Origin of the sequence: Streptomyces sp. URMC 123 (assembly GCF_051386515.1) — a bacterium.
GTDB lineage: Bacteria > Actinomycetota > Actinomycetes > Streptomycetales > Streptomycetaceae > Streptomyces.
Window position 1 is genome coordinate 26,378 of sequence record NZ_JBPQTV010000013.1, and the last position, 21,663, is coordinate 48,040.

The following is a 21,663-nucleotide window of genomic DNA, read 5'->3' on the forward strand; positions in this document are numbered from 1 at the left end:
AGGTGTCCCATGCGTGGTCGCACAGCCCCGCCCCCGGTCGTCACGGTGCGCCGAGCCGACGAGGGCGACCTCGACTTCCTCGTCCGGACCATGGAGACGGCGGCCCGCTCCCATCTGAGCCGCGGATGCTGGGAGGTGCTGCTCGACGAGCCGCCGGACCGGGTCCGCGGGGTCCTGCGCGCACTCGCCCGCTCGCCCCGGCCGCACTGGTGCCATCTGTCCCGCTTCTGGGTGGCCGAGGTGGCCGGCGAGCGGGCGGGCGCGCTCACCGCGTTCGACCCGGCGACCGAGGGCAACGCCGCGCTCGTCGAGCAGTACGCCGAACTGGCCGCGGCCGGCGGCGACCGCGCCTCAGCCGGCCGCCGGTCCGACACCCGCTCCGAACTCACCGCGGCCGAGCGCGTCGGCGAGCGCCGGCGCGTCTTCCAGTCCTGCGTGCCGGCTGACTACCCCGACTCCTGGGGCATCGAGAACGTGGCCGTCGCCCCCCGGCACCGGGGCACGGGCGTCACCGACGCCCTGTTCGCCCACGCCCTGGAGCTGGGGCGGCGGCGCGGGCACGAACACGCGCAGATCCTCTGCCTGGACGGCAATGCCCGCGCCCAACGCGCCTGGGAGCGCAACGGCTTCGAGGTGCGCGCCGAGTACCGCGGCCGGCGGTTCGCCTCGCTGTTCGGCTGCCCCGGCCTCAAGCTCCTGGTGCGGGAGTACTGACGGGATCGCCGATCGGAGACGTCGCCCCCGCCAGCACGAGCGTCGCCCAGATCAGCCGCTCCAGATCCGTCGCGGAGACGTCGTCCCCGGTCACCAGGTGGCGCAGCGCCAGCCCGTCGAAGCCCTCCAGAAAGAAGCGGGCGAGGGCCGGCGGCTCCGTGGCCAGCGGCCGTTCGGCCCGCTCGGCGACCTCCGCGATCAGCCCCGCCGCCGTCGCCTCCAGATCGCGCTGATGGCGGCGGAGCACCTCGGTCAGCTCGGGGTTGCGCAGCGCGTACGTGGTGAGCTCGATGAACAGGAGGTACCGCCCCGGCTGTTCACGCAGCCCCCGCCACAGCGCCCGGGCCATCAGCCGCAGCGACTCCTCGAAGTCGCCGCCGGCCGGGGCCGCCCCCCGTACCCGCTCCACCAGCTCGAAGGTCAGCTGCTCGATGACGGCCCGGTACAGATCGCGCTTGGTGCCGAAGGTGTAGTGCACCGTCGCCTGGGCGACGCCCAGCTCGGCCGCGATGGCGCGGGTGCTCCCGGCGTCGACCCCCTCGCGGGCCATCAGCTCGATTGCCGCCTGGACGAGTTGGGGGCGCCGCTCGGCGGCGGGGACATGGGCCATGGCACCAGAGTATCGACTCGGTCGAGCGGCTTTCTCAAGCGACCGAATCACTTGACTTTGTCAGTCGACCAAGTCAAGCATGGGGAGGGTCGGAGACAGCTGGCGCCCACGGGAGGCACCCTGATGGCCGTACTTCTCTATCGACTGGCCCGGTGGTGCCACCGGCGCCGCGGGACGGTGCTGGCCGTCTGGCTCGTGCTGCTGATCGCGGTGGGCGGGGCCGCGGCGGCCTTCGCCGGGAAGACCACCGACGAGTTCCGGGTGCCGGGCACCGAGGCCCAGACCACGCTGGACCGCATCGCGGACCGGCTGCCGGAGTACGCCAACGCCTCCGCCCAGGTGGTGTTCGCCGCGCCGGCCGGCGAGCAGGTGGCCACCCCCGAGCGGCGGGCGGCGATCGAGTCCGCCGCCGCGGCCATCAGCGGGGCGAAGGGCGTCGTCGCGGTCGTCGAGCCGTTCGGCGCCGGGGCGGTCTCCGAGGACGGCCGGATCGCCTTCGCCCAGGTCGTCTTCGACGAGAAGCTGACCGACCTCGGGGAGGGGCCGCGGGACGCCGTGCGCGAGGCCGGCGGCACCGCCCGCGCGGCCGGCCTGCAGGTCGAGTTCGGTGGCGACGCCTACACCCCGACCGTGGAAGTGGAGGGCGGGGAGGCCATCGGCGTCGGCGTCGCCGTGCTCGTGCTGCTGATCACCTTCGGATCGCTGGTGGCCGCCGGGCTCTCCATGGCCACCGCCCTCGTCGGGGTCGGCGTCGGCATGGCCGGGCTGCTCGCGCTCACCGGCGCGTACGACATCATCTCCACCGCGCCCGTGCTCGCACTGATGATCGGGATGGCGGTCGGCATCGACTACGCGCTGTTCATCGTCTCCCGGCACCGGCAGAACCTCGCCCAGGGAATGGAGCCGCGGGAGGCCGCCGCACGGGCGAACGGCACCGCCGGCAGCGCGGTGATCTTCGCCGGTACGACCGTGGTGGTGGCGCTGGCCGGGCTGGCCGTGGCCGGGGTGCCGTTCCTCACCGTGATGGGGCTCTCCGCCGCCGGAGCGGTGATCATCGCCATGCTGGTCGCCGTCACCCTGCTGCCCGCGCTGCTCGGCCTGGCCGGCCGCTCGGTCGACCGGCTGCGCGTGCCGGGGCTGGGGCCGGGGCGGCGCGGGGCCCGGCGCGCGCGGGGCGGGCCGGCGATGGGCGAGCGCTGGGTGCGCCAGGTGGTCCGGCGCCCGGTGATCGCGCTGCTCGTGTGCCTGGTGGGCATCGGCGCGGTGGCCGTGCCCGCCAAGGATCTGCGGCTGGGGCTGCCCGGCAATGGCTCGTACGCCGAAAGCACCACCGCGCGCAGGGCGTACGACCTGGTCAGCGAGGGGTTCGGGGCGGGTTTCAACGGTCCGCTGGTGGCCGTGGCCGACGCCGCCGAGGCGGGACCCGAACAGGCCGGGCAGGCCGTGCGGCAGGTCGCGGACCGGCTGGGCCGGCTGCCCGGGGTCGCCACCCTGCTGCCACCCTCGTTCGACAGGAGCGGCACGCTCGCGGCGATCCCCGTCATTCCGGCCGGCGGGCCCGACTCGCGGGCGACCGAGGATCTGGTGGCGGACATCAGGGACCAGCGCGGGGAGCTCGCGGCGTCCGGGGTGGACCTCACGGTCACCGGCACCACGGCGGCCAACATCGATGTGTCGCGGAAGCTCGGCGAGGCGCTGCCGCCGTTCGTCGCCGTGATCGTCGGGATCTCGCTGCTGCTGCTGGCGCTCGCCTTCCGCTCGCTGCTGGTGCCCCTCAAGGCCGTCGCCGGCTTCCTGCTGAGCATCGCCGCCTCCACCGGCGCGGTGGTCGCCGTCTACCAGTGGGGCTGGCTCACCGACATCGTCCCGGTGCCGAAGGTGGGGCCGGTGGTGAGCTTCCTGCCGATCCTGCTGATCGGCGTGCTCTTCGGCCTGGCCATGGACTACGAGCTCTTCCTGGTCTCCCGGATGAAGGAGGAGAGCGCCCGGGGCGCGAAGCCGAAGCAGGCGGTGATCACCGGCTTCAGCAACGGCGCGCGCGTGGTGACGGCGGCCGCCCTGATCATGATCTCGGTCTTCGCGGGCTTCGCCTTCGGCCCGGACCCGATCGTGCAGCCCATCGGCTTCGCGCTGGCGGTGGGCGTGATCATCGACGCGTTCGTCGTCAGGATGACGCTGGTGCCGGCGGTGATGGCGCTGCTGGGGCGGGCTGCGTGGTGGTTCCCGCGCTCCCTGGACCGGGTCGTGCCCGACGTGGACATGGAGGGCGAGCGGCTCGCCGCGCGGCTGCGGGCCTCCGGGGGGACGGTGGGGGTGACCCTGGAGAAGGCCGCCGAACGGCGGGGCGGGGCAGGTCCGTTCGCAGGCGACCCGTACGAGCAGGGCTCGGGCGGGGCGGGCCCGCACGAGGAGGGCCCGTACGAGGAGGGCTCGCGCGAGGCGGGGCAGCGGGGGGCCGTCCGTTGATCCGGTGCGCTGCCCGGCCCGGGTGCCGTACGGGGCCCCGGGCCGGGCTCGGGTCACCCGGCGGGCGCGGTGCGGGCCGGCGCTCCGGCCGCGACGGTCCAGGATCGCAGGCCGCCCTTGGCGAGCACCTCCGGGAGGTCGGCGAACACGTCGGACTCCTCGATGTGGTGCACCCCGGCGGGCAGCCCGCCCCCGTACACCCGAGCCGCCACCTCGGCCGCCACCAGGCCCGTGAAGCGGGACTGAGAACTCGCGGTCAGGGCCCGCGCGGCGTGCCGGCCGCGGTGGTGGGCGTCGGCCCGGACCACGAACTCCTCCCCGCCGGTGTGGAATCGGCCGAAGCCGGCGACGAGGGCGTCCTCCAGCCCAGCCGACCGCGCGGCCGCGAACGCACCGGCCCGGCGCAGCCCGAAGAGCAGGCCGGTGAGCGGGCCGGAGTCCAGCCCCAGCCGGGTGGTGACCCGGGGCACGCCGAGGGTGCGGCGCAGCGTGTACTGGTCGGAGAAGGGGAACGGGTGCAGGGTGCGCGGGCCCCGGACGGGGCCCATGCCGATCCGCAGCGGGCGGTCCGGCCCCGCTCCCACGTCGGCCAGCCGGCCCACGGTCCAGCGCACCGCGTCCCGGCCGTGGGCCTCCCCGGTGCCCAGCAGCACGGAGAGGTCGATGCGGTCGGCGCCACCGAGGTCGTCATGCACCCGGCGGGCCAGGAGATTGGTCAGCCCCGGGGCGACCCCGACGCTGAGCACCGCGGCGGCCCCCCGGGCCCGCGCCCGGCCGTCGTGCCCCTCCACCTCCGCGACCATCCGGTGGGTGGCCGTGACGTCGACCAGGTCGACGCCGTGGTCGAACAGCAGCCCGGCCGGGTGCTCCTCGGGGGTGCGCGGCTCCACCGCGAGGATCACGAGGGACACCCCCTCCAGCGCCCGGCGCAGTGACGCCGGATCGCCGAGATCGACCCGTGCCGCCAGCAGCGCCCCGCCGCTGTCGGCGGCCAGCCGCGCGGCCCGCCCGCCGTCCCGGCCGGCCACGACCACCTTTCCGGGCAGCCGTTCGGCCAGCGCGCGGGCGGTGTGCCGGCCCACGGCGCCGTATCCGCCGAGGACCAGCACCCGGCCCCCGCGCGGCTCGCTCACTTCTGTTAACTCCTTCATGACCCCATGAGAACAATAAAGCGGCCGGTACGCCAGGCGAATCAATCATGGATCGATTAATTCCGCGCTACCGGCACGTAAATCGATCATTCGACGGCGCGATTCGACGACACGATTACGACGGCTTAAAACGGCGCATGCGTGACCCTCGTCACCCGCCGGGTGCCAATTTTTTCTTGACTGGGCCGCGACCAACCCTGAATGATGGCGATGAACCAGGGTGCGCAGGACCACGCCCGAAAAGCATGGACCGATCACGGGGGACGCACGGGTGACCAACGGGGGACATATGCACCACAGCATCGACTAGATCACACGCTTTCACCCGCCGGGGCACCCGGCGGACGCTTCTCGGCCATCGGCCGAATGCCGGCCATTTGTTGTGAATCCGCAGCCCAGACGCGTGCGCCCACCGTTGTGCGCACAGCGCGGCACCCCAGGCGGACCATTGGCCGAGCCACCCTTTCCATGAGCGCCACGCGTCGGACCCGCCATGCCCCGACGCGCTCTCCGCGGCGTTCCAGGCGTTTTCACGCTTCGCCTTCGCAGGTCCGCCGCGGCACGCTCGAAAGGCTTTTCATGGCATTTTACCTATCCGGTAGAACGGAGGCGACACACCGTGCCCGCCCACGCTCCACAAGGCCCGGATCACCATTTCATCATTCTTTCCATCGGCAAGCACCCCGCCTTCCACGCGGCGGTTGCCCGCGCGCTCGCCGACCTGACGAACGGCTCGTCGCGACACCTCGTGGGGGATTTCGAAGGGCCTGTTGAAGGAGATCTCGAAGGGGCCGGCGAAAAGAATCCGGCCGGCCCCCGGGAAAGCTATGCGCAGATTTTGGGGAAGTCTTTGCGCTTTCTCGACCGGGCGCTCCCGGCGGCCGTCGTCCACCTCGTCACCGCGGACACCGCCCGGGCCGCCGGACGTGCCGTGCGCGCCCTGCCGCCACCGGACGCGGGCGCCTCCGTGCCGCTGGTGCTCGTCGACGTGGAGGGGGCCGGGCTGAGCGCCGACCCCTTCGACCGCTCGCTCCCGGAGGCCCTCGCCGCTCTCGCGGAGGAGCTTCCCGAGCCCCTGAGGGTCACGCTCTCCGCCCACGGCACCCTCGCCTACACCGACCCCGCGTCGGCCGCGCACCCCACGCCCGACGCCGTACAGGTGCTGGTGGCCCGCCCCTTCTCCGTGCGCCGGCTGCCGGCCGACGACTGGGTGCTCTCCGCCGACGTCATCTGCGCGTTCACCGACCACGTCCAACTGCGACACGGCGGCTCCGCCCTGCGCGCCGCCACCCGGACCGGCCGCTCGGTGCTCGCCGCCGCGCTGCACGCCTTCCTCGGCCGGCAACCCGGCGGCGACCGGTGGGGGTTGCACTACTACACCGGCTCGGTGGTCTCCGGCACCATCGCCGACCTCGACCGGTTGGCCACCGCCTCCGGCAACCCGGTGCTGCGCGGCCCCAGCGAACACAGCCTGGCCTGCGGCGCGCTGGCCCGCTGGCAACTGGACGGGGCACCGTTCCTGATCGTCGTCACCAGCGGCATGGTCGACGAGTTCCGCGGCACGCTGGCCAACCTGCGGGACGCACGGGCCCGCGGCTTCATCCTGTGCGCCGAGACGCCGTCGAACGCCTGGTTCCCCTTCCAGGGCACCACGCACGCCGCCGAGGACGCCCGCGCCGTGTTCGCCGCCCGGGGCGTCCCGTGCGTCCACCTCGACGACCCCGGCCGCCTCGCGGAAGGCCTCAAGGAGGCGTACGCCGCCTACCACGCCGGGCGCGGTCCCGTCGTGCTGCTCGCCACGCCGGCCGTGCTCGACACGGCGATCGGCACGGCGGCCGAGGCAGCGAGGGGCGAGGCGGCGACGGGCGGCGCGGCAGCGGGCGGCGCGGCAGCGCTCAACCGGCCCGAGGACGTCCGGCCCCGCCACACCCCCGTCCAGGTAACCGAGAGCGCCTTGGAGCCCGTGCGCCGGCTCGTCAACAACGAGCCCGCACGGCTGCTCTGGCAGTGCGGCCACCTCGGCGCCGAGGAGTCCGACCTGGTCCACGACATCGCCGCACGGGCCGGCATCGGCCTGGCCGACTCGCTGACCCGGCCGGGCACCGTCGCCCGCCACCGCCGCGGTTCGGTGGTCCCGGAGTACCTCGGCACGCTGGGCATGTACGCCTTCTCCGCCCGGGTCCACTCCTATCTGCACGAGGGCGGCCGGCTGCGCCCCCGCACCGAGCAGGCGCTGTTCTTCCTCAAGAGCCGGATCGGCGAGGCCGCCACACCGTTCTCGCCCCGGGTGCTCGCCCGCCGGCTGCGCATCGTGCAGATCACCCACGAGCGGGAGCACCTGGCCCCGTTCGCCGACCACCCCGTGCACGCCGACGCGCTCGCGTTCCTCAGGGCCGTACGGGAGGGCCTGGACGTCGACCCGCGGGTGCTCGCGGGCCGCCGGGAGGCCATCGTGCGGGCCCGGGACAGCGTCTCGGACGTCCTGCACCGGCTGCCGGTGCTGCCGATGAGCGCCAACTACTTCTTCCGCCGGCTCCACGACGTCCTGGACGAGCTCATCACCGCCGACGGTTACACCTATACCGGGGTGTTCGACGTCGGCCGCGGCGGCCTGTCCGCCATCCGCAACCTGCCCAGGACCGGCCCCGGGTTCTCCGGCTGGTACGGCAGGGCGCTGATGGGCGACGCGCTGCAGGCCGTCCCCGCCCTCGCGCTCACCCGCGACGACAACGTCCTCGCCTTCGTCGGGGACGGCGCGTCCGCCCTGGTGCCCGACATCCTGCCCACGCTGATCCAGCAGTCCGCGCTGCACGGCCGGCCGCTGCGCCGCAATGTGACCGTCTTCCGGCTGATCGACGGCGGCCACTCCGTCATCCGCACGTACCACGAGGGCCGTACGGGGGCGGAGGCCAGCCGGCAGACACAGGTGCTGCACCTCCTGGAGCCGGAGTGGACCCGCGTCCACGGCCCGCTCACCGTGCGGCACCGCCATCTCACCGACGCGGGGCGCGCCGATCTGCGCGGCTGGCTGCGGGAGGGGTCCACCGTCACGATCTGCTCGGTCCCGCTCTCCCACAACAACGAGGGCGACGGGCTGAGCCTGCTGTCCTCGCTCGGCTGGCAGCGCGACGAACTGCCCGAGCTGACCTTCGCCATGGCCCACGCGCACCGGGAAGCCCCCGGGGGCGGCTGAGCCGCGCCACCGTGCCGCCGCCCCACCGCCCCACCGCGTCTCCTCACGTCCGTCCCGAACGGAGTCCTTCTGTTGTCCGTGACCTTCGGCTTCCTCGCCCATCCGATCAGCCCCGGGCACCGCAATCAGGTCCGCGGCCTCGACCTGCTGACCCGCCTGTACGACGACCACCGGGGCGCCACGCCGCCCCCGACCACCCGCCACCACGTCCCCGTACCCCTGCTGTCCTCGGTCACCTCGCTCACCGGCGCCGTGTGCACCGGAGAGGTGCGCCAGCTTCCCTACACCGCCGAGCAGTTGCTGCGACGCCCCACCACCGCGCGCCATCTCGTCGTCGAGGAGGTCACCGCGCTGCGCGAGGAGGCGAGCGCCCGGCTCGTGGGCCTGGGCGGAGCCACCTCTATCGTCGGCGACCGCGGCGTCTGGACGGCCGGGCGCGTCGGGGTGCCGGTCACCAGCGGCAACTCCCTGACGGTGTACGCCGCCCACCAGGAGTTGTGGCACGCCGTGCGGCTGCTCGACCTGGTGCCCGAGCGGACCCGGGTCGCCGTCGTCGGCTACCCCGGCTCCATCGGGCTGGCCGTCGCCCGGCTGCTGCTGGCCGACGGCTTCGCGCTCGACCTGGTGTGCCGGCGCGCCGCCCGCTCCACCGAGGGGCTGCTGCGCCATCTCGACCCGGACCACCGCGAGCGGGTGCGGCTCGTCGACGACGTCGCCGACTGCGCGGCGGGCACCCTGCTGTTCGTCACCGCCTCCTCGGTGGGCGGTGTGATCGACCCGGAGGCGCTGCGGCCGGGCTCGGTGGTGATCGACGTGGCGCTGCCGCGCGACGTCACCGGCCCGCCGCGGCCCGGCAGCGACGTCGTGGTGATCGACGGCGGCCTGGTGAGCGCCGTGGCCGGGGTGCGGATCGGCGACGGCACGCTGCCGAGCCCGGCCCAGCAGCTCAACGGCTGCCTCGCGGAGACGATCGTGCTCGCCCTGGAGGGCCGCGCCGAGTCGTTCTCGCTCGGGCGGGAACTGGACCTGGAGCGGGTGCGCACCATCGGCGCGCTGGCCGCCCGCCACGGCTTCCTTCCCACGCCGCCGGCGTCGTACGGGCGCGTGCTGGCCGAAGCGGACATCGAGCGGCTGAGCGGATACCACCGGGGGCGGCGGACCGCGGCGGGCAGCGGTTCCGGCGGCCCGGCCGGCGCATCGCTCGCCGCCGGGGCCGGTGAGCCGGTCGACGCCGAGGGCGCCGGGTCCGGGGAGCCGCTCGCCGCCGGGGCCGGCGCGTCACCGACAGCCGAGACCGGCCTCACCCCGCGCCGCTTCGCCCGGCACATCAACCCGCCGATGGCCCGGCTGTTCGCCGCCCACGGCCTGGACCGGGTGTTCACCGGCGGCCGCGGCACCACGCTGACCACGGCCGACGGCACCGAGTACCTCGACTTCGTGGCCGGCTACGGATGCCTCAACCTCGGCCACAACCACCCCGAGGTCACCGCCCGGCTGCGCGCGTTCCTCGACGCCGGCACGCCCACCTTCGTCCAGTACGTCTCCATGCCGACGCGGGCCGCCGAGCTCGCCGAGCGGCTCAGCGCCGTCTCCCCCGGCCGGCTGGAGCGGGTCTTCTTCAGCAACTCCGGCACGGAGGCGGTGGAGGCGGCGCTCAAGCTGGCCCGCGCCGGCACCGGCCGCACCCGGCTCGTGTACGCCGAGAACAGCTACCACGGCAAGACGCTGGGCGCGCTGTCGGTGACCGGCCGGCAGGGGCACCGCGCCCGGTTCGCGCCCCTGCTCCCGGACACGGCGGCGGTCCCGTACGGGGATCTGTCGGCCCTGGAGCGGGAGATCACGGGCGCCGCCGCGTTCATCGTGGAGCCGGTGCAGGGCGAGGGCGGGGTCGTCCTGCCCCCGGAGGGCTATCTGCGGGCCGCGCGGGAGCTGTGCCGGCGGGCGGGGGCGGCGTTCGTCCTGGACGAGATCCAGACCGGGCTGGGCCGCACCGGGGCGCTGTTCGCCGCCGACCACGACGGCCTGGAGCCCGACATCCTGTGCCTGGCCAAATCGCTCTCCGGCGGGCTGGTGCCGATCGGGGCCACGCTGTGCCGGTCGGAGCTGTGGGACGCGGCGTACGGCAGCTCCGACCGCGCCATGCTGCACTCCTCGACGTTCGGCGGCGGCAACTTCGCGGCCGTCGCGGGGCTGGCCACGCTGGACGTGCTGACCGGGCGGAACCTCCCGGAGCACGCCCGCAAGGTCGGGGAGCACCTGCGCGCCCGGCTGCGCGAGGTCACGGCCCCGTACGGCTTCGTCAAGGAGGTGCGGGGCGTCGGGCTGATGACCGCCGTCGAGTTCGACGGCGACTTCTCGGGCGCGGCCGCGGCCTTCTCCGAGGAGGTGCTCACCCGCTTTCCCGGCGATCTCCGCGCGCTGGTGGACTGGCTGCCCGACGACCTGCGCGGCGCGCTGTCCCACGCCGGCCGGACGCTGGAAACCACCCTCGGCGACCTGATGTGCCTGCGCTTCGTCGGCAGCCTCGCCCGCGACCACCGGATACTCACCTTCGTCACCGCCAACCAGAACCGGGTGCTGAGGATTCAGCCGCCGCTCGTGCTGGAGACGGCGGAGGCGGACCGCTTCGCCGACAGTGTCGCCGCCGTCTGCGCGGGGCTGGCGCTCCACGCGGACCTGGGGGCCTGGCGGCCGGCGGCCTCGTGAGCACGCCGTACGGGCCCGGGCCCGGCATCGCTTCCCATGGCTTCCCACGGCTTCCACGACTTCTTCGACCCGACCGCGGCGACCGCGACGAACACGGCGCCCGCATCAACCGCATCGACCGTCTCGACCGACCCTGGAAGGACACCACGGTGAGCACCGTTCTTCAGCAGCAGATCGTGAACTATCTGGTGGACCGGCTCGGCCTGCTTCCCGAGGAGATCACCCCGCAGGCCCGCTTCAAGGAGGATCTGGAGCTCGACTCGCTCGACATGGTGGAACTGGTCTCCCTCATGGAGGGGGAGCTCCAGGTGGAGGTGAGCGACAGCGCCGCAGAGCGGCTGAAGTCGCTGGCGGACGTGGTGTCCTACCTGGAGGAGCGGGGCGCCGGCGCCGGCGAGGACCCCGCCGCCGGGACGGGCACCGCGGACCGGGCCGGAGCGGACGCGGCCGGCCGGGGCGACGCCGAGGCGGCCGCGTGAGGGAGCGCCGGGTCGTCGTGACCGGGCTCGGCCCGGTGACCGCCGTGGGCGTGGGGGCCAAACGGTTCCACGCCGGCCAGCTGGAGGGCCGCGGCGGCGTGCGGACCATCAGCCGCTTCGACGCCTCCGGGCTGCCGGTCCGGATCGCCGCCGAGGTCGACCTGCCGCCGGAGCTGGAGCTCTCCCCGCGGGAGGTCCGGGCCACCGACCGGACCACGCGGCTCGCCGCCGCGGCGGCCGAACTGGCCCTCGTGGACAGCGGACTGGACCTGGCGGCCGAGGACCCGTCCCGGATCGGCGTGTCCATCGGCTCGGGCGCGGGCGGCTCGGAGACCACCGAGCGCAATCTGCGTGTCCTCTACGACAGCGGCGGCCGCTCGGGGCCGTCCGCCCGCTTCATCCCCGCGTCGATGGTCAACAGCTCCGCGGCCTGGATCGGCATCCGGTATGGGCTCACCGGCCCCTGCGTCGCCTCCGTGAGCGCCTGTGCCTCGGGCGCGGACTCCCTGGTCGCGGCCCACCAGATGATCGTCACCGGCGAGGCCGACGTCGTCCTGGCCGGAGGCACCGAGGCGCCGCTCGTGGGGCCGATGGTGGCCGGGTTCGCCAAGATCCGGGCACTGTCGACTCGCAACGACGAGCCGGAGCGGGCCGGCCGCCCCTTCGCTGCCGACCGGGACGGCTTCGTCCTCGGAGAGGGCGCGGCGGTCCTGGTCCTGGAGGAGGCCGGCCACGCGGCCGCCCGGGGCGCCGTGCCGCTCGCCGAGTTCCTCGGCTACGGGCGGTCCTCGGACGCCTTCCACGTCACCGCTCCGCGTCCGGACGGGGCAGGGGCCGCCCGGGCGATCACGGCGGCGCTGGACATGGCCGGGCTCGCCCCCGGGGACGTCTCGCACGTCAACGCCCATGGCACGGGCACGACCTTCAACGACGAGGCGGAGGCCCGGGCGCTGCACCGCGCGCTGGGCGAGGCCGCCGGCCGCGTTCCGGTCACGGCCACCAAGTCCCTCACCGGGCACACCCTGGGGGCGTCGGGCGCGATCGAGGCGGTGGCCGCCGTCCAGGCCCTCACGCACGACGTGATCCCGCCCACGGCGAACCAGGAGAGCCCGGACCGGGCCCTGGGCCTGGACGTGGTCGCGGGCGCGCCCCGGGAGGCACGGGTGGACGCGGTCCTCTCCCACTCCTTCGCCTTCGGCGGCCACAACGTAGTGCTCGCCCTCGCCCGCCCACTGACGCGATCCCGTCCCTCCAGTCGCTTCGGAGCCTACGAGAATCAGCCATTCCGCTCATAACCGGAGGTCCGCATTCACGACGTTTTTTCTCTTCGGCCTTTTGTATAGGCCCAGTTCACGCGGTCCGGCGTGTCGGCGCAAAGGCGTCGGCCGCCGGGCCGTTTTTGCGCCACCCGGCCATCGGCGCCGAAAAAAGCATCTTTATCGAACCTTTGCCCAGTGCATAGGGTTCAGCAGCCGTACCTCGGCCGCAGCACCGCAGCCCGGCCCGCCCTCGTACGAGCACCGCGCACCACGCACCGCGAGCACCGCGCACCGCGCACACCCCGCACCGCGTACGCACCGAGCGACACCGAGCGAGCACATAACGAAAGAGGCATGTCCCGTGGCCGATGAGCAGGTAAGACGCGCACAGCGATTCGTGAACACCACCTATGGCGCCGCCATCGGCATGAAGGTGGACGAGAACGGGAAAACGGGCTGGGACACCATGTACGCCCTGACCCGTGCGCTCCAGTACGAGCTGGGCATCTCCCCGCTGTCGAACAGCTTCGGCCCCGGCACGCTCGCCGCGCTGACCACCAAATTCCCGAAGCTCAACGCCTCCACCGTGCCGTCGGCCAATTTCTGCATGATCATTCAGTCGGCCCTGTACTGCAAGGGCTACGACGGCGGCGACATCGACGGGAAGTACAACTCCCGCGTGGCGTCCTCGATCAGCGCCCTGAAGCGGGACATGGGCGTCGATCTCGCCTTTCCCGGCGGCGATCTGACGCCCAAGGTCTTCAAGGGTCTGCTCAACATGGACGCCTATGTCACCGTCAACGGCGGCGCGGAGAGCATTCGCGAGGTGCAGCGCTGGCTCAACGGCCGCTATGTGAACCGCCGGGACTTCGCCATCATCCCGTGCGACGGCCACAATTCCCGCGATGTCTCCAAGTCCATGCTGCTGGCGATCCAGTACGAGCTGGGCATGGCCGACGGCACCGCGAACGGCGTGTTCGGCCCCGGGACCCAGGCGGGCCTGCGCGAGCACACCCTCTACCTCCAGTCGCGCGGCACCTGGGTGTCCCTGTTCTCCGCGGCCATGATTCTCAACAAGCGGCCCATCTCCTTCGCCGGCACCTTCAACGGCGAGGTCGCCGACGCCGTACGCGCCTTCCAGTCGTTCACCAAGCTCCCGGTGACCGGCAACGGCGACTTCCAGACGTGGGCCTCCCTCCTCGTCTCCTACGGCGATCAGTCGCGCAAGGGCGAGGCCTGCGACGGCGTCACCAAGATCACCCCGGCGCGCGCCAAGGCCCTGAAGGCGGAGGGCATCACCTACGTCGGCCGCTATCTCACCAACCCCAGCGCCACCAAGCTGCCGGAAAAGGCCATTCAGCCCGGCGAGCTCCAGGTCATCGCCGAGAACGGGCTGCGCTGCTTCCCGATTTACCAGACCTACGGCCGCGACGCCTCGGACTTCGGCTACGCCGCGGGAAACGCCGCCGGCCTGGCCGCCGTCAACGCCGCCCAGGACCACGGATTCAAGAACGGCGCGCGCATCTTCTTCGCCGTCGACTTCGACGCCCTGGACCATGAGATAACCAATAACGTCCTGCCCCACTTCAAGGGCATCCAGGACGCGATGGCGAATTCCGGGAACCCGTATCGCATCGGGGTCTACGGCCCCCGCAACGTCTGCACCCGCGTCGGCGAGGCCGGGCACTCCACGGCCAGCTTCGTCTCCGACATGTCCTCCGGGTTCTCCGGCAACTACGGCTACCCGCTGCCCGCCGACTGGGCCTACGACCAGATCGTCACCCGCTGGGTCGGCTCCGGCGACGGGGCGATCGAGATCGACAACAACATCGCCTCCGGGCGGGACATCGGCGAGAACTCTTTCAACAAGCCGCGCGGCATGGTCCCCGACGTGCGCTTCGACGGCCGCTTCCTGAACGCCCTGCACGACGACATCGGCAAGTACATGCAGTCGATCGGCTTCCCGAACGACGGCGGCAACCGGATCTTCACCCACACCCAGTGCTTCGAGACGGTCCTCGCCCAGGACCAGCTCATCACCCAGCTGTCGAACCAGTACGCCATGCGGAAGGCCCTCATCCAGACCTCCACGTACTGGGAGATGCGCCACTACGACCTCGTCGACCAGGCCGTCGACCACGCGGTGGCGTACTACCACACCGGCGTCGGCGGCGGCATGACGCCGAAGCGCGACTCGTCCACGGGCATCGCGCAGATCAGCGGCGAGGTCGGCATCCGCGCCTGGAACCACTGCATCGACAAGGGCCACGTCTCCGGCACGAAGCTCGACCCGGCCAAGGACGCCGACATCTGGACCATGTGGCAGAAGGTCAACAAGGACCACGCGCACGCGGTCCGGACCGTGGCGCTGATCCACCTGTGGGGCGCGGCCGGCAAGCCCGGTGGCAGCAACCCGCCCGCGGGCGAGACCACCCTGCGGTCCATGCGCCTGGACTACACCGAGCTGGAGGTCTTCGAGGTGCTCCGCCGCTACCAGGGCTGGGGCAACGAGGCGGAGGAGCACGCCGGCAAGCGGATGGCGCTCTACCACACCTTCGAGAAGTACAACGGCATCGTCCGCAACCTGTGAGCGCGGCCCGATGAGCAACAGCGGGCCGAACGTCCTCCTGACCCTGCTGGTCCCCCTGATCGGGCTGGCCGTCGCCGGCGCGTTCGCGGTGTACGGCTGCTCCACCCTCGCCCGGCACGGCGTCCGGCGCTCCGGGGCGGGGCCCGTGCTCCGCGGCCTCGCCGGCCTCGCCGCCGCGGCGTCGGCCGCCGTGTACGTGTGGGGCGCCGGCCACCTGGTCATGGACGAGTCCATGCTCGCCCAGGCGTGCCGGGCCGCGCTGGGGCCGGAGCGGGCGGCGGCCGTCGACGGCTACGAGGTCTCGTACCTCCCCCCGCGCCTCGGCTGCCGGGCGGACGGCGACGTCCTCCACGCCACCACCGCCGTCCCCGGCTACGTCAACCCCGCCTGGGTGGGGCTGGCGCTGGCCGCCGTCGCGCTCGGCGTCCTCGCGGGCCTCGCATCGGAGTACCGCACCCGGGCACATCTCAGGAAAGAGAGCTCCAGTTGAACACGTCGCAGACTCCGCAGAACCCGTCCGCCGCGCAGGGCCCGTCCCTCGCGCAGGGCTCGCAGACCCCGGGCGCCTCGCAGGCCCCCGGCGCCTCGGAAGCCCCGCGCGCCTCACACCTGTCCCGCCGTACGGTGCTCGCCCGCGCCGCCGTGATCACCGGTGCGGCGATCGCCGTCTCGCTCCCCGCCTCCCAGTTCCTGACCGGCCGGGCGCACGCGGCCGGTCAGGACCCGATTCCGGCGGAGGTCAGAGAGGCCGTACGGCGGGCCCAGGAGCGCCAGAAGCGCGTGCTGACCGGCACGCCCTCGCACAACGGCTGGGAGATGGAGCGGGTCGCCGACGACGGCGGCTCGATCTTCACCCGCCCCGTGCCCGGCACCCCGCTGGCCGGCGTCGCGGTGCGCATGGGCGATGTCGAGACCGTCCTCGTCCATGTCATCCGCCGTTTCCACTACGAGGTGGAGGAGCTCCGCCGGGGCGACGTGGTCGGCTGGCGCTCCCCGGGCACCGTGCGCAAGGGTCTGCCGGAGTCCAACCAGGCGTCCGGCACGGCCGTGCAGATCCGCCCCGGCCACTACCCCTCCGGCGCCCGCGGCGGCTTCACCCCGCTCCAGCTGGTGGTGATCCGCGACATCCTCGCCGAACTCCGGGGCGTCGTGCGCTGGGGCGGCGACGACCGCAAGCCGGACGAGGCCCTGTTCTCCATCGACGTCAAGCCCGGCGACGCCCGCCTGGCGACGGTGGCGGCCACCCTGCGCGCCTGGTCCGAGAGCCCCGCCCACGGCGCCGGCACCCCCGTCGACATCACGTCCCCCGAGCGCCGCGAGGCGGCGAAGTCGCTGCGATCGCGCCAGTCCCCTGCGGCGTAACAACCACAACCAAACGGGCCACAGGAGCACTCTCGAAAGAGTGAGACGCGTACGCCGTTGACGTCGCCCGCAGGGGGCGCGGGAGACGATCGCCGCAGATGCCTCCCCACGTACGGGGAGGCACGGCGTACGACTCGGGAGAAGAACATGTTCAAGAAGAGCCTTGCCTGCGCGGCTGCCGTCGCGGCGTTCATGGCGGTCGGTGCCGCCTCCACCGCCGCCCACGCCTGCGACCACAAGGAGCGCGGCTACAAGGAGCGCGGCTACATCGCCGGCGCCGCCTGGGGCGGTGGCAAGCACCAGGACCTCAGAACCGCCTCGGGCACCGGCATCTACAGCGGCGCCGGCCACCACGGCGCGTTCCTCGCCGGGAAGCACTACGGCACCGGCAAGCACTACGGCAAGCGCTGAACGATCGCGGCCACGTGATGAGACCCCTGCCCTTAGGGCAGGGGTCTCTCATTGTGTCGTGGGGCTTGTGCCGTTCCGGGCTTGTGCCGTGCGGGGCGTGTGCCGTGCGGGGCCTGTGCCGTTCGGGAACGTCGACGGGTGAGGTCCCGGGTCCGTCGGTGAACGGCGTTCCGTGGGCCACGGAAAAGCCCGCGGAAAAGCGGAACGCCGGGGCCGCTGAATGGGACAGCGGCCCCGGCGTTCGCCGTAGTGCCTCATCTACCGCCGGAGCGACGGGACTCAGTCGATGACCGCGCCGAGGATGGGCAGCGCCGGAGCGCCCGAGTCGTCACTGACCTTCGACTTCTCGCGGATCTCGTTGCACTGGAACGCACGAGCCTGGTCCAGGAGCTCGATGGTGAGGATGTCGACGTCCTGGATGGTCGGGCAAACATCGCGGATGATCTCGATGTTCTGCGAGTAGTGACCGTGCACCTCATCGTTGGCCATAGCCGGCGTGGCCGTCATGCCGGTAGCGGCCAGCGTCAGCATCGAGCCGGCGAGAATCTTCTTTCGGTTCACGGGAAAGCGCCTTCCTTGCGTCCGGTAGCTGCGACGCTTAGTGGTGAGCGTCGACGGTTTCTCTAACTTCGGGCCCGCCGCCTTGGTTTCGATCGGAAATACGCGTTCACCCCTTTGCAGCAACACATTTCCCCGGATACGTCCGGAGAAATGGAGCGGAAAAGCCGATGGGCCCCGAGCGGCGGTGATCGCCGGCTCGGGGCCCATCCCCTCGATGAGGGAGTTCTACCGGCGCACCACCTGGCCGAGGAGCGGCAGCGCCGGAGCGCCGGAGTCGTCACTGACCTTCGACTTCTCGCGGATCTCGTTGCACTGGAAGGTGCGGGCCTCGTCCAGGACCTCGATGGTGAGGATGTCGATGTCCTGGATGGTCGGGCAGATGTCCCGAATGATTTCGATGTTCTGCGAGTAGTGGCCGTGGGCCTCGTCGTTGGCCATAGCCGGCGTCACGGTCATGCCGGTAGCGGTCAGCGTCAGCATGGAACCGGCGACAAGCTTCTTCACACCCATGGTGTGGACCTTCCTTGCGTCTGTGGGCATCTCCCGGTGAGTGCGCCAGCACCAACAAGAACGGGCCGCTCCTTCCCGGGTTCCTCCAGAAGGCTCACAATCACTCGGTTACCGCACCCGGTATGGCTTTATGAAGGTTCCGGTGCGGCCAAATGGCAGGCGGTGCGGGGCGACAACCGGGTGAACCGTTCTTCTGTGGCGCAACCTCGGAGCCGATGAAGAGTTAGGTCCGATGTCCGCACCCGCATGGGGTGCTATGTCCTCTACGAGGGAGCGATCAGCAAATGAACGCCAAGAAGGTACTGGCCGGGTCGATGCTGACTCTTGCGGCGACGGGTATGGCCGTCAGTCCCGCAGCGGCCAACGACGAGGTGCACGGCCACTACTCGCAGAATTTCGAGCTCATCCGCGACCTCTGCCCGACCCTCCAGGACATCGACATCCTGACGATCGAGGTCCTGGACGAGGCGCGTACGTTCCAGTGCAACCAGATCCGTAAGAAGTCCAAGGTCCACGACAGCTCGTCGGCCCCCGCGCTGCCGCTCCTGGGCACCGTTCACAACTGATCCGCTCCCGGCGAATCCGTATGCGTTTCTTCTCTGCCTGACACGGAAGAAAAGCAACCGGGGCGGGAGGTTCCCGCCCCTATGGGACGAGTCCAGGCACCAGCCGCACGGCCTGGACCGGGCCGGCACATGGCACCCGGCCAGCCCCACGTGGCCCCACCTCCAAGGGTGGGGCCACGTGCCATTGCGGGAGCCCCGCGGAAGGCGCACCGGCGGGCCGGAAACGACCGATCAACGGTTGAGGTCGAGGACGGGGACGTCATGCCCCTCGTACGCCTTCGGGGCGACGGTGGCGACCAGCCCGTCCGTTCCCCACTCCGGCAGGTGTCGCGCCGCGTGAATCGCCGCAGCGATGCCCGCCGGCACCCCGTCCCGACGCAGTTCCGCGATCGCGAGCACGTCCGAGTAGTCGAGGTCGACGGCGTGGATGACGTCGAGCTGGCCAATGTGCTCGGCCATCCCCGGATGCTCTGCATCCGCCTCCAGGACCGACAGAACCGGCGCCCACAGCCTGGTCTCCGGCTCGAAGTGAGCCCGATGCACCAGCGCCGACACCTGCCGGTTCCCCGCCAGCGCCAGCATGGTCGGCGTGTCCAGCACGAGATGGTGCTGGATCACGCGGCGGCGTCCCGCGAAGGCTGCGCGTAGGCTTCCCGAAGCCTGCGACCCATTGCCGCGCTCTCCTCGTCGCTCACCTCGACCCCGAAGTGCTCCGCGAGGTAGGACCGCGTCCGCTCCGCCCGCTCGCGCCGCTCCTCATCGGTCAGCGTCGTCTCCGCGAACTCCTGCACCAGCGAACGAATCGACGTTCCCCGCGACTCCGCGATGACCGCCAGGCGGTCTCGCACCTCGGCGGGCACACGGATCATGGCATCGGACATGGGTCGAGTATACAGCCCTGTATACGCCCTGTCCGCACCGGGCCGAGCAGCGTGGAAACCGGCACAAAAAGACCCCCTGGCCGCGTTTCCGCAGGCCAGGGGGTCTGGTCTTGTGGAGCCTAGGGGAGTCGAACCCCTGACATCTGCCATGCAAAGACAGCGCTCTACCAACTGAGCTAAGGCCCCGAGGGTGGGCTCGTGCCGGCGATCTTCTTCGCCGGGACTGCCGCAGACCAGAGTACCGGTTCCCCCGGGGGCTGTCGCAAAAGGTTGGGGGTCCCTATAGCCCATCACTCTCCGTAGGATGGCGCGCGAGGTTCGCAGCAGCGAAGGGGAGTCGTCATGGACGCAACACAGCAGGAAGCCACCGCCCGGGCCCGGGAGCTGCAACGGAGCTGGTACGGCGAGCCTCTGGGAGCGCTCTTCCGCCGGCTGATCGACGACCTCGGGCTCAATCAGGCGCGGCTCGCCGCCGTCCTCGGGCTCTCCGCTCCCATGCTGTCCCAGCTCATGAGCGGCCAGCGGGCGAAGATCGGCAACCCTGCCGTGGTGCAGCGGGTCCAGGCGCTCCAGGAGCTCGCCGGCCAGGTGGCGGACGGCAGTGTGAGCGCCGCGGAGGCCGCCGAGCGCATGGAGGAGATCAAGCGGTCCTCCGGCGGCTCCGTACTGAACTCCACCACCCAGTCCTCGTCGAGCACGGGCGCGCCCACCGTACGGAGGGTCGTGCGGGAGATCCAGTCGCTGCTGCGGTCCGTCGCCGCGGCCGGCGACATCATCGAGGCCGCCGATCTGCTCGCCCCCAGTCAGCCCGAACTGGCGGAGTTCCTGCGGGTGTACGGCGCGGGGCGCACCGCGGACGCCGTCGCGCACTACGAGGCGCACCAGGGCTGAGGCCCGGCGGGCCGACGCACCAGGGCCGCGGCGCACGAGGGCCGTCCGAGCACCCGCGCCGCGGCCCGTATCGAGACAACAGCCCGCGCGCGTACGGCCTTCGGCACAGCACGAGCACAGCACGAGCACGGCACCACAAGCACGGCACCACGAGTACGAGTACGAGCACGGCACAACGGGGCAGGGGGCGGACGAGCGCCATGGGTGAGGTCTTCGCGGGCCGGTACGAGCTGATCGATCCGATCGGGCGCGGCGGAGCGGGCGCCGTCTGGCGCTCCTGGGACCACCGGCGGCGCCGCTACGTGGCCGCCAAGGTGCTGTTGCAGAGCGACGCGCACACCCTGCTCCGCTTCGTCCGCGAGCAGGCCCTGCGGATCGACCACCCGCATGTGCTCGCCCCGGCCAGCTGGGCCGCCGACGACGACAAGGTGCTGTTCACCATGGACCTGGTGAGCGGCGGCTCGCTGGCCCATCTCATCGGGGACTACGGGCCCCTGCCGCCCCGCTTCGTCCACACCCTGCTCGACCAGCTGCTGTCCGGTCTGACGGCGGTGCACGCCGAGGGCGTGGTCCACCGCGACATCAAGCCGGCCAACATCCTGCTGGAGGCCACCGGCACCGGGCGACCGCATCTGCGCCTCTCCGACTTCGGCATATCCATGCGGAAGGGTGAGCCCCGGCTCACCGAGACCCACTACATCGTGGGTACGCCCGGCTACTTCGCCCCCGAGCAGATGCTGGGCGCCGAGCCGGACTTCCCCGCAGATCTGTACGCGGTCGGGCTCGTCGCTCTTTATCTGCTGACCGGTCGCAAACCCGACTCCCAGGAGCTCGTGGAGCACTTCGTGGCGCACGGCGTACCGAGTGCGCCGCCCGAGGTGCCGGAGCCGCTGTGGCAGGTGCTGGCGACCCTGCTCCAGCCGGACCCGCAGGCCCGGTTCCGTACGGCCACGGGCGCGCGCAAGGCGCTCGCCGCGGCGGCGGAGCTGCTGCCGGAGGGCAGCGCGGAGCAGGAGCGGGTGGAGGTCTTCGACCATCTCGGCCCGCTGCCCCCGGGCTTCGGTCCTGACGGCCCCCTGGGCGCCCCCGGCGGGGGCGCTCCGGGCCCATACGGCGTGCCGAGCGCCGGCGCCCCGCAGCGGCCGTCGCTGTCCGCCACGGGCAGCTTCCAGCTCGCGCCCCCGCTCCCGAGGCAGCCGGCCCAGCCGCCGGCCCCACCGGCCCCGGCTCCGGCCCCTACGGTCGTCCCCACACCGGCCTCTGCCCCGACGGCGGCTCCGCCCCCGACGGCCGTTCCGACAGCGGCCCCGGCC

Annotated in this window: 19 protein-coding genes and 1 tRNA gene; 13 read left to right on the forward strand and 7 right to left on the reverse strand. The window is 72.3% G+C overall.

The features are described from left to right. Positions 1-9: 9 nt before the first annotated feature. Entirely contained in the window at positions 10-714 is a 705-nt protein-coding gene (locus tag ACSNOD_RS03680) for a GNAT family N-acetyltransferase (RefSeq protein ID WP_436765249.1), read from the forward strand. Here ACSNOD_RS03680 and ACSNOD_RS03685 read toward each other — a convergent pair. Beyond that, positions 689-1,324, reverse strand: a complete 636-nt coding sequence (locus ACSNOD_RS03685; RefSeq protein ID WP_436765250.1) for a TetR/AcrR family transcriptional regulator — start codon at positions 1,322-1,324, stop codon at positions 689-691. The two genes, ACSNOD_RS03680 and ACSNOD_RS03685, sit on opposite strands and share 26 nt — an antisense overlap. A gap of 123 nt (positions 1,325-1,447) precedes the next feature. On the opposite strand from ACSNOD_RS03685, the gene ACSNOD_RS03690 reads away from it, so the two are divergent. Further along, the gene (locus ACSNOD_RS03690; RefSeq protein ID WP_436765251.1) at positions 1,448-3,790 is read left to right on the forward strand and encodes an MMPL family transporter; all 2,343 of its coding nucleotides are present in this window, start codon (positions 1,448-1,450) and stop codon (positions 3,788-3,790) included. A gap of 53 nt (positions 3,791-3,843) precedes the next feature. Here ACSNOD_RS03690 and ACSNOD_RS03695 read toward each other — a convergent pair whose 3' ends face one another. Then, positions 3,844-4,923, reverse strand: coding sequence for a saccharopine dehydrogenase NADP-binding domain-containing protein (locus ACSNOD_RS03695; protein WP_436765252.1), 1,080 nt, complete (start codon positions 4,921-4,923; stop codon positions 3,844-3,846). 856 nt (positions 4,924-5,779) lie between these two features. On the opposite strand from ACSNOD_RS03695, the gene ACSNOD_RS03700 reads away from it, so the two are divergent. The 8 genes from ACSNOD_RS03700 to ACSNOD_RS03735 all read left to right on the forward strand — a co-directional run bounded on the left by ACSNOD_RS03700 (position 5,780) and on the right by ACSNOD_RS03735 (position 16,941). Continuing rightward, entirely contained in the window at positions 5,780-8,134 is a 2,355-nt protein-coding gene (locus tag ACSNOD_RS03700; RefSeq protein WP_436765253.1) for a hypothetical protein, read from the forward strand. Between the two features lie 78 nt (positions 8,135-8,212). Then, positions 8,213-10,840 carry an aminotransferase class III-fold pyridoxal phosphate-dependent enzyme gene (locus tag ACSNOD_RS03705; RefSeq protein ID WP_436765270.1) on the forward strand — a complete coding sequence of 876 codons (2,628 nt, stop codon included), beginning with the start codon at positions 8,213-8,215 and terminating at the stop codon, positions 10,838-10,840. A 149-nt stretch (positions 10,841-10,989) separates the two neighbouring features. Then, entirely contained in the window at positions 10,990-11,319 is a 330-nt protein-coding gene (locus ACSNOD_RS03710) for an acyl carrier protein (RefSeq protein WP_436765254.1), read from the forward strand. After that, on the forward strand, positions 11,316-12,614 hold the full coding sequence (locus ACSNOD_RS03715; RefSeq protein ID WP_436765255.1) for a beta-ketoacyl-[acyl-carrier-protein] synthase family protein: 1,299 nt from the start codon (positions 11,316-11,318) through the stop codon (positions 12,612-12,614). The genes ACSNOD_RS03710 and ACSNOD_RS03715 overlap by 4 nt, the downstream gene beginning before the upstream one ends. A gap of 325 nt (positions 12,615-12,939) precedes the next feature. Then, positions 12,940-15,168, forward strand: a complete 2,229-nt coding sequence (locus tag ACSNOD_RS03720) for a glycoside hydrolase domain-containing protein (RefSeq protein WP_436765256.1) — start codon at positions 12,940-12,942, stop codon at positions 15,166-15,168. Positions 15,169-15,178: 10 nt separating this feature from the next. Next, a complete protein-coding gene (locus ACSNOD_RS03725; protein ID WP_436765257.1) occupies positions 15,179-15,658 on the forward strand; it encodes a hypothetical protein in 480 nt (159 codons plus the stop codon). A 119-nt stretch (positions 15,659-15,777) separates the two neighbouring features. Then, positions 15,778-16,530 carry a hypothetical protein gene (locus ACSNOD_RS03730; protein ID WP_436765271.1) on the forward strand — a complete coding sequence of 251 codons (753 nt, stop codon included), beginning with the start codon at positions 15,778-15,780 and terminating at the stop codon, positions 16,528-16,530. Positions 16,531-16,677: 147 nt separating this feature from the next. Then, positions 16,678-16,941, forward strand: a complete 264-nt coding sequence (locus ACSNOD_RS03735) for a hypothetical protein (RefSeq protein ID WP_436765258.1) — start codon at positions 16,678-16,680, stop codon at positions 16,939-16,941. 279 nt (positions 16,942-17,220) lie between these two features. On the opposite strand, the gene ACSNOD_RS03740 is transcribed toward ACSNOD_RS03735, so the two are convergent. Both ACSNOD_RS03740 and ACSNOD_RS03745 read right to left on the reverse strand, forming a co-directional pair. Further along, positions 17,221-17,502 (reverse strand): hypothetical protein, encoded by a 282-nt coding sequence (locus ACSNOD_RS03740; protein ID WP_436765259.1) that lies wholly within the window; start codon positions 17,500-17,502, stop codon positions 17,221-17,223. A 225-nt stretch (positions 17,503-17,727) separates the two neighbouring features. Further along, a complete protein-coding gene (locus ACSNOD_RS03745; protein ID WP_436765260.1) occupies positions 17,728-18,012 on the reverse strand; it encodes a hypothetical protein in 285 nt (94 codons plus the stop codon). A gap of 284 nt (positions 18,013-18,296) precedes the next feature. On the opposite strand from ACSNOD_RS03745, the gene ACSNOD_RS03750 reads away from it, so the two are divergent. Continuing rightward, on the forward strand, positions 18,297-18,578 hold the full coding sequence (locus ACSNOD_RS03750; RefSeq protein WP_436765261.1) for a hypothetical protein: 282 nt from the start codon (positions 18,297-18,299) through the stop codon (positions 18,576-18,578). Positions 18,579-18,809: 231 nt separating this feature from the next. Here ACSNOD_RS03750 and ACSNOD_RS03755 read toward each other — a convergent pair whose 3' ends face one another. From ACSNOD_RS03755 to ACSNOD_RS03765, 3 genes are all read right to left on the reverse strand, one after another. Next, positions 18,810-19,196, reverse strand: a complete 387-nt coding sequence (locus ACSNOD_RS03755; RefSeq protein WP_436765262.1) for a hypothetical protein — start codon at positions 19,194-19,196, stop codon at positions 18,810-18,812. Then, on the reverse strand, positions 19,193-19,459 hold the full coding sequence (locus ACSNOD_RS03760; RefSeq protein WP_436765263.1) for a hypothetical protein: 267 nt from the start codon (positions 19,457-19,459) through the stop codon (positions 19,193-19,195). The genes ACSNOD_RS03755 and ACSNOD_RS03760 overlap by 4 nt, the downstream gene beginning before the upstream one ends. Before the next feature lie 113 nt (positions 19,460-19,572). Then, a tRNA-Ala gene (locus ACSNOD_RS03765) sits at positions 19,573-19,645 on the reverse strand. 156 nt (positions 19,646-19,801) lie between these two features. Between ACSNOD_RS03765 and ACSNOD_RS03770 the strand changes: the two genes are divergently transcribed. After that, a complete protein-coding gene (locus ACSNOD_RS03770; protein ID WP_436765264.1) occupies positions 19,802-20,350 on the forward strand; it encodes a helix-turn-helix domain-containing protein in 549 nt (182 codons plus the stop codon). 200 nt (positions 20,351-20,550) lie between these two features. Then, a partial coding sequence (locus tag ACSNOD_RS03775; protein WP_436765265.1) for a serine/threonine-protein kinase occupies positions 20,551-21,663 on the forward strand: 1,113 nt, incomplete at its 3' end.

Excerpts from the sequence above, each read along its gene's own strand:
- ACSNOD_RS03680 (WP_436765249.1), top strand. The coding sequence starts at position 10 with ATGCGTGGTCGCACAGCCCCGCCCCCGGTCGTCACGGTGCGCCGAGCC.
- ACSNOD_RS03685 (WP_436765250.1), bottom strand. The coding sequence starts at position 1,324 with ATGGCCCATGTCCCCGCCGCCGAGCGGCGCCCCCAACTCGTCCAGGCG.
- ACSNOD_RS03690 (WP_436765251.1), top strand. The coding sequence starts at position 1,448 with ATGGCCGTACTTCTCTATCGACTGGCCCGGTGGTGCCACCGGCGCCGC.
- ACSNOD_RS03725 (WP_436765257.1), top strand. The coding sequence starts at position 15,179 with ATGAGCAACAGCGGGCCGAACGTCCTCCTGACCCTGCTGGTCCCCCTG.
- ACSNOD_RS03735 (WP_436765258.1), top strand. The coding sequence starts at position 16,678 with ATGTTCAAGAAGAGCCTTGCCTGCGCGGCTGCCGTCGCGGCGTTCATG.
- ACSNOD_RS03745 (WP_436765260.1), bottom strand. The coding sequence starts at position 18,012 with ATGGGTGTGAAGAAGCTTGTCGCCGGTTCCATGCTGACGCTGACCGCT.
- ACSNOD_RS03750 (WP_436765261.1), top strand. The coding sequence starts at position 18,297 with ATGAACGCCAAGAAGGTACTGGCCGGGTCGATGCTGACTCTTGCGGCG.
- ACSNOD_RS03760 (WP_436765263.1), bottom strand. The coding sequence starts at position 19,459 with ATGTCCGATGCCATGATCCGTGTGCCCGCCGAGGTGCGAGACCGCCTG.
- ACSNOD_RS03770 (WP_436765264.1), top strand. The coding sequence starts at position 19,802 with ATGGACGCAACACAGCAGGAAGCCACCGCCCGGGCCCGGGAGCTGCAA.